A 7,156-nucleotide genomic window follows, 5' to 3' on the forward strand; every position below is an offset into this window, starting at 1 on the left:
AAGGTACCCTGCGCGAGGACCTGGGAGGGGAATTGTCGTGGGACACGTCGAGGTTGGGCACCTGACCTATGTGCTGCCGGATGGCCGGCCTTTGCTGGATGACGTGTCGTTCCGGATCGGGGAAGGCGTCAAAGCGGCCCTCGTCGGGCCGAACGGCGCCGGGAAGACGACCTTGATGCGGCTGATCTCCGGGGATGTGCAGCCGGTCGAAGGGTCGGTGGCGAGTTCCGGCGGGCTCGGCGTGATGCGGCAGTTCATCGGCAGCATCCGGGACGGCCGGTCGGTGCACGACCTGCTGCTTTCGGTGGCGCCGACCCGGGTGCGCGAGGCGGCCGAGAAGCTGCACGCCATCGAGCTGCTCATGATGGAGCGCGACGACGAGAAAACCCAGATGCGGTACGCGCAAGCGATCACCGACTATTCCGACGCCGGTGGTTACGACATCGAGGTGTTGTGGGACACCTGCACGATGGCTGCCATGGGCACGTCGTACGACAATGTGAAATATCGGGAAGTGAACACCCTGTCTGGGGGTGAGCAGAAACGTCTGGTGCTGGAGGCCCTGCTCCGAGGCCCCGACCAGACCCTCCTGCTCGACGAGCCCGACAACTACCTGGACGTTCCCGGCAAACTCTGGCTCGAACAAGCCCTCCGGGAAACCCCCAAAACCGTCCTCCTCGTCTCCCACGACCGCCAACTCCTCGCCAACGCCGCCGACCGCATCGTCACCGTCGAATCCGGAAATATCTGGGTTCATGGCGGTGGATTCGCCACGTACGCCGAAGCCCGCAAAGAACGCAACGAACGCCTCGACGAGCTGCGCCGCCGCTGGGACGAGGAACACGCCAAGCTGAAGCGCCTGGTCATCATGCTCAAGCAGAAGGCGACCTACAACGACGGCATGGCCAACGCCTACCACGCCGCCCAGACGAGGCTGCGCAAGTTCGAAGAGGCGGGGCCCCCGGAACTCGCCCCCAAGGACCAGCTGATCAACATGCGGCTCCGCGGCGGGCGAACCGGCAAGCGCGCGGTGATCTGCGAAAACGTCGAACTCACCGGCCTGATGAAACCCTTCAATCTGGAGGTCTGGTACGGCGAGCGCGTCGCCGTACTCGGCTCGAACGGATCGGGAAAATCCCACTTCCTCCGCTTGCTCGCCGGGGAGACCATCCGCCACACCGGCGCGGCCCGGCTCGGCGCGCGGGTCGTCTCCGGCCACTTCGCCCAGACGCATACCCGCCCCGAACTCGCCAAACGCACCCCGTGCGAGATCGTCATGACCGAGCACGCCCGCCTCAAGAACGAGGCCATGAAGATCCTCGCCCGCTACGAGCTGGCCGGAATGATCGCCGATCAGCGATTCGAGACCCTGTCCGGCGGCCAGCAGGCCCGCCTGCAGATCCTCCTGCTCGAACTCTCCGGCGCGACGTTGCTGCTGCTTGACGAGCCGACCGACAACCTCGACCTGGCCAGCGCCGAAGCCCTGCAGGACGGCCTGAACGCGTTCGAGGGCACCGTCATGGCGGTCACCCACGACCGCTGGTTCGCGGCCGACTTCGATCGGTTCCTGGTCTTCGGCGCCGACGGCCGGGTGTACGAATCACCCGAACCGGTCTGGGACGAAGGCCGCGTTCAACGCGTCCGTTAAAGCTTTCGTCCGCGATGCGCGTGTCCGCCGGACTGCTCCGGCGGTCACGCGTTATCACAGCTGAGTGACGCAGCGTATGACAGCACTCATCCTGACCGCCCTGATGGTGCTGGCGGGATGCGGGCAAGACGACTCGAACAAGCCCAGGCAGCTCGCCCCGCTCGCGCTGAAGGAGCAGGCCTCCTCGGTGGTCAAGGCCAGCGGTGGGTATGTGGTGAATTGGGCGGCCGTCCTCGGCAACCCCAACCGGTGGCATTTTGGTGAGAACACCGTAGCCACGATCAGCGCCCAGGACGCGACCGGCAAGGAGATCGTCCGGATGGAGCAGCCGCTGGACGCGGTTCCTCCGGCGGGCACCCTGGCCTTCACCGGCGAAGCCCTGGCCGCCGCCAAACCGGTCTCCGTGAAGATCAACTACCGGCCGGCGGCGTGGCATCAGGCGGCGCGGATTCCGTCCGCGTTCAAGCCGTTCCCGGTGAGCAAGGTGGCCACCGAGAAGCTGGGGACAGGGTCCTACCTGATCACCGGATATGTCACCGACCCGTTCCAGAAACCGGCGTCGAGCCTGGTGGTGACCGCTTTGCTGCGGGACAAGGCGGGCAAGCTGATCGGCGGGGGGACGGCGTTCGTGGACGACGTGCGGTCCAACACCAACCGGCGTTTCATCATCACCGTGGAGAGCGTGAGCGAGGGCGGGGAGGCCGCGTCGACGGAGGTTGTCGCCCGGACGTGGGGGGCCACCGCGAAGCCGTACGAGGATCTGGCGATGGGCGGCGCGAAACCGGTGCACACCGCGAAGCCGCAAACCGAGCCATTCGTCAAGGATCGCGGCATTCAGGCCATGGCCGAGAAACGGCCGTGACCCTACCGGAACCCAGATTCAGCGCAGACCCTCTCTGGATCTTGAAATCCGGATCGGGTTACGGTACAGGCATGACCACCCCCCGGATCGTCCTGTTCGGCGCCACCGGCTTCACCGGGCGGCTCACCGCCGAAGCCCTGCTGGCGCGCGGCGCCCGGCCCTTGCTGGCCGGGCGCGATCCGGCCCGGTTGTCCGCCCTCGCGGCCTCCCTCCCGATCGAACTGCCGACCGCGGTCGCCGACGTGAGCCGCCCCGACTCGGTCCGCAGGATCGTCGAATCCGGCGACGTCCTCATCTCCACCGTCGGCCCGTTCACCCGCTGGGGCGAACCGGCCATCCAGGCCGTTACCGAAGCCGGCGCCATCTACCTGGACTCAACCGGCGAACCCTCCTTCATCAAGCGCGTCTTCCAGCGCTACGGCCCACCCGCCGCCGCCCGCGGCGCCACCCTGATCACCGCATTCGGGTACGACTACGTCCCCGGCAACCTCGCCGCCGCCCTGGCCCTCCGCAAAGCGGGCACCGAAGCGACCCGCGTGGACATCGGCTACTTCGTCCGAGGCAACCTCGCCCGCCGCGCCAGCGCCGGAACCCGCGCCTCCGCCCTCGGCATGATCCTCGAGCCCATGTACGGCTATCGCGACGGGCGCATCCTCCGCGAACACGGCCGAACCCGCCTCTTCACCGTGGGCGGCCGCAAACGCCACGGCATCTCGCTCGGCGCGAGCGAACACTTCGCACTCCCGCGCGCGTATCCCCGGCTCCGCGAAGTCAACGTCTACCTCGGCTGGCTGGGCGGCCTCACCCGAGCCGCCGGAGTCTTCGCCCGCGCGACTCCCGTCATCGCATCCCTGCCCGGCGCCCGCCGCGTCACCGAAGCCATGGCCGACCGTGTCATCCGCTCCGGACCTCGAACCTCGTCCCCCGCGGATCCCACCGTCTCCTCGCAGACCATCGCGGAAACGTACTCCTCCGACGGCCGCCTCCTCACCACCGTGCAACTCAACGGCGGCGACCCCTACGACTTCACCGCCCGCATCCTCGCCTGGGCCGCGACCACCGCCCTCATCGACGGCGTCGGCGGCACCGGCGCCCTGGGTCCCGTAGACGCCTTCGGCCTCAACGCCCTCTCCGAAGGCTGCGCGGGAGCCGGCCTCCACATCGCCACAAGCTGACCCTCCGCCCATCGCCCTCTCGGACGCATGGGCATTGCCCCCGGTATGGTGCATCTCTTCCAGGCTCCGCCGCTGAGCCGCCGCTCGACGTGAGGTTCGACCACGTGAGAAGGGAAGATCATGGTTGGCAGGCACGTTGCTGTTTTCGGTGGTGGATACATCGGACTGGTAACCGGTGCCTGTCTCGCCGAGCTTGGCCACCGGGTAGTGGTTCGGGATATCAACCCGGAAAAGATCCAGCTGCTCCGATCCGGCGACATACCGATCTATGAGCCGGAATTGAGCGACATGATCGCCCGGAACAAGGAGCGCCTCACCTTCACCCTGGACGCCCAGCACGCGCTGCACGACGCCGAGATTGTGTACATCTGCGTGGACACGCCACCGTCGGCGTCCGGCGACGCGGACCTCTCCAGGGTCTGGGCGGTCGTGAAGTCGCTGGCGGGCGCTTCCCACCTGCGAGCAGTGGTGATGAAGTCGACCGTACCGGTGGGCACCGGCACCCGCGTGCGGGCCGCGATGGACGCGGCCGGTCTCGCCCATGTGGGGTACGCCTCGAACCCGGAGTTCACCGCTGAAGGCACCGCGGTAAACGACTTCCTCCACCCGGACCGGATCGTCATCGGTGCCTTCGACGAGCCGACCGCCAGCCTGATCCAGGAACTGCACCATGGCGTGGACGGACCGGTCGTCGTGATGGACGTGCTGTCCGCCGAGATGGTGAAGCTCGCCTCGAACGCCCTGCTCGCCACGAAGATCAGCTTCATCAACGAGGTCGCCACTCTGTGCGAGAAAACCGGCGCCGACGTCGAACACGTCGCCCGCGCCGTCGGCCTGGACCACCGCCTCGGCCACCACTTCCTACGCCCCGGCATCGGCTGGGGCGGCTCCTGCTTCCCCAAGGACTCCGAGGCGCTACGGCAACTGGCCAGCAATACCGGCTACCACTTGCAGCTCCTGTCGGCGGTGATCGAGGTCAACAACCTGCAGAAGCGGAGGGCGATCCAGAAGCTGAAGGACGAACTCGGCACGCTGGCAGGCGCCCGGGTGGCGCTGCTCGGGCTGACCTTCAAACCAGGGACGGACGACATGCGGGAGGCACCGAGCACGGTGCTGGCCGCCCGACTACTGGCGGAGGGCGCCGAGGTGCGCTGCTGGGATCCGATGGGCCGCCCCGGCGCCACAGAGCCGTGGATCTCAACGAGCCGTCACGCGACGCCTGAACTGGCGGTCGAGGGCGCGGACGCGGCGATCGTGGTGACGGAGTGGCCGCAACTCAGGGAGGTGGACTGGGCGCACGCCGCCTCGGTGATGCGGCGACCGGTGCTGTTCGACGGCCGGAACCTGCTGAACCCGGCCGACATGCGCACACTCGGCTTCACCTACATCAGCGTCGGTCGCCCCTAATCACCGGTCAGCATCGACAACCACCCCTACATCGCAGTGCAACGCGCTACCCCCGTGGGTGGCGGCGGGGGCGGGCGGGGCCCGAGGGGAAGAAGGGGCTGGGTGGGGGAACCACCGGTCCAGTGAGAGTGCAGTTCCGGGCAGAGCCACGGAGAGGGGGCGGGGCCGGGCGGAGCCCGGGAAGCAAATAAGGGTGGGTGGGTGGGAGAATTCCGGCAACCTCCGCGAATCTGACGAGCACGGCGTGATCGCAGCATTGGAGGCCGCGGCTTCGCATTACTTCGCAGGTTCCTCCCGCACGCCATCCGCAACCCCAGCCGAATCGGGGTTTTGTGTCCGGCTAATCGGTTAATTCTTGTGGTGGTGTTATGAATGCCGGACAGCCGGGTATTTCGTCTCGCGGGCGATACCCGGTTTGTCGTGCTGGCATTTCTGGAAATTTCTGTGGATGGGGGATGGTCTGGATGGGGGCGCATCGGCGGGGTGCGGTGGCTGTGCGGGCGATTGGGCAGGTGGGTCCGGCGAGGGTGGACCGGCGGGCCGTGGTCTGGGCGACCAGGCTGGGCTTCGGGTCGTTGCCGCTGCTGTTCCTGGTAGGTGTGGGGGTTATTCCGGCGTTGATCGCGCTTTCGCTGCGGGCGAGGGCGCTGGCCGACATGAGGGAACAGCATGTCTCGGGAACGGATTGGGGGATGGTGCACGCCGCGATGGTCTGCGCGGTAGTGACCTTGATCCTGGCGGGCATCGCCGTAGCCGTCGCCGGGATGGTGCTGCTTTTCTGACCGGTCGGCTAACGATATCGGGCGATTTGGTTGGATAAATGGGGCGCAAGCCGTACCGAATCAAAAGGTATGGCATTCGTGAGAATCGCTGGAACTACTAGTTACTAATCCATTACCTTCGGTCACATGAATGATCGAGTCCTGGTCGAAGCGCTGCGTGATCGCGATCCAGGCGCCCTCGCCGCGCTCTACGATTCGCACGCGGAGAGCATCTATCGATTCTGCTGGGCCATGCTGGGCAGCGCGGACGGGGCCCAGGTGGCGTTGCGAGACACGCTGATCGCCGCCGAGGCCCGCATCGCGTCCCTGGCCGATCCGGAACAGCTGCGGGCCTGGCTGTTCGCGCTCGCGCGAGGGGAGTGCACACGCCGCCGGATGCCAGGGTTCGTGATCACCGACGACACAGATCCGGCGGGGATGGCCGTCCCGGCGTCCGGCGAGGCCGACGACGACCTGCGGGTCACCGCCTGGAACGCCACCCAGGCACTGTCGGTCGACGACCGCGAAGTCCTGGAACTCAGCACCCGCCACGACCTGTCCGGCCCCGACCTCGCCGCCGCTCTCGGCCGTCCGGTACGGCAGGCGGAATCCTTACGCGAAGCCGCCACCGAACGCCTGCGAGACGCCGTCACCGCCGAGGTCCTCGCAGGCAAAGGCCCGCACGACTGCCCCAAACGCGCCAAGCTCCTCGAAGGCCACACCGGGGATCTCACCACCGAGACACGCGAACAACTGGTCCGGCACATCGCCCGCTGCGACACCTGCAAACCGCACCGCGACCGCCAGATCTCCACCGCGAAGGTCTTCGCCCTGCTGCCGTCCGCCATCCTGCCGGACACCCTCCGCGTCCGCGTGATGAGCTGCTTCATCGACCCCGAACTCGTCCCATACCGCACCTACGTCGCCAGACGCGTCGGCACCCTCGACGCCAACGGATTCCCGATCACCAACGAGACACCAGCCCGCCGCTGGCCAATGATCGCCCTCGGCACAGCCGCCGCCATCGCCGCCGCAGCCGCCACCGTCATCGCCTTCACCCAACTCGCCACCACCCCCGGCGAACAAATCATCGGCACAGCCTCCGGCCTATTCCCTTCCACCGCCCACCATCCCACCCCCAAGATCACCAAATCCCCCAAGCCCCCAAACAAGCCCCTAGACCTCCGCGAAATCCTCGAAATCTCCCAACGCATCCCAATCAGCCCAGACAACGCCACCCACCCAATCCCCACCAAGGCCCCACCCTCTCGCCCAAACCCCACCCTCACCCCCACCCCCCACC

6 protein-coding genes are annotated in these 7,156 nt (G+C 67.3%); all 6 read left to right on the forward strand.

Annotation, left to right across the window (positions count from 1 at the left end):
* The first annotated feature begins 37 nt into the window (after positions 1-37).
* Entirely contained in the window at positions 38-1,648 is a 1,611-nt protein-coding gene (locus ABGB08_RS42085) for an ATP-binding cassette domain-containing protein (protein WP_347602378.1), read from the forward strand.
* Positions 1,649-1,712: 64 nt separating this feature from the next.
* On the forward strand, positions 1,713-2,510 hold the full coding sequence (locus ABGB08_RS42090) for a hypothetical protein (RefSeq protein WP_347602381.1): 798 nt from the start codon (positions 1,713-1,715) through the stop codon (positions 2,508-2,510).
* Between the two features lie 71 nt (positions 2,511-2,581).
* Positions 2,582-3,685 carry an NAD(P)H-binding protein gene (locus ABGB08_RS42095; protein ID WP_347602384.1) on the forward strand — a complete coding sequence of 368 codons (1,104 nt, stop codon included), beginning with the start codon at positions 2,582-2,584 and terminating at the stop codon, positions 3,683-3,685.
* A 120-nt stretch (positions 3,686-3,805) separates the two neighbouring features.
* Entirely contained in the window at positions 3,806-5,092 is a 1,287-nt protein-coding gene (locus ABGB08_RS42100; RefSeq protein ID WP_347602387.1) for a UDP-glucose/GDP-mannose dehydrogenase family protein, read from the forward strand.
* Positions 5,093-5,547: 455 nt separating this feature from the next.
* Positions 5,548-5,874: a hypothetical protein gene (locus ABGB08_RS42105; RefSeq protein ID WP_347602390.1), complete on the forward strand. Its 327-nt coding sequence runs from the start codon at positions 5,548-5,550 to the stop codon at positions 5,872-5,874.
* A 126-nt stretch (positions 5,875-6,000) separates the two neighbouring features.
* The coding region (locus tag ABGB08_RS42110) for a sigma-70 family RNA polymerase sigma factor (RefSeq protein WP_347602393.1) at positions 6,001-7,156 on the forward strand (1,156 nt) is incomplete at its 3' end.

It is taken from the genome of Acrocarpospora sp. B8E8 (genome assembly GCF_039871605.1).
Classification (GTDB): Bacteria; Actinomycetota; Actinomycetes; order Streptosporangiales; family Streptosporangiaceae; genus Acrocarpospora; species Acrocarpospora macrocephala.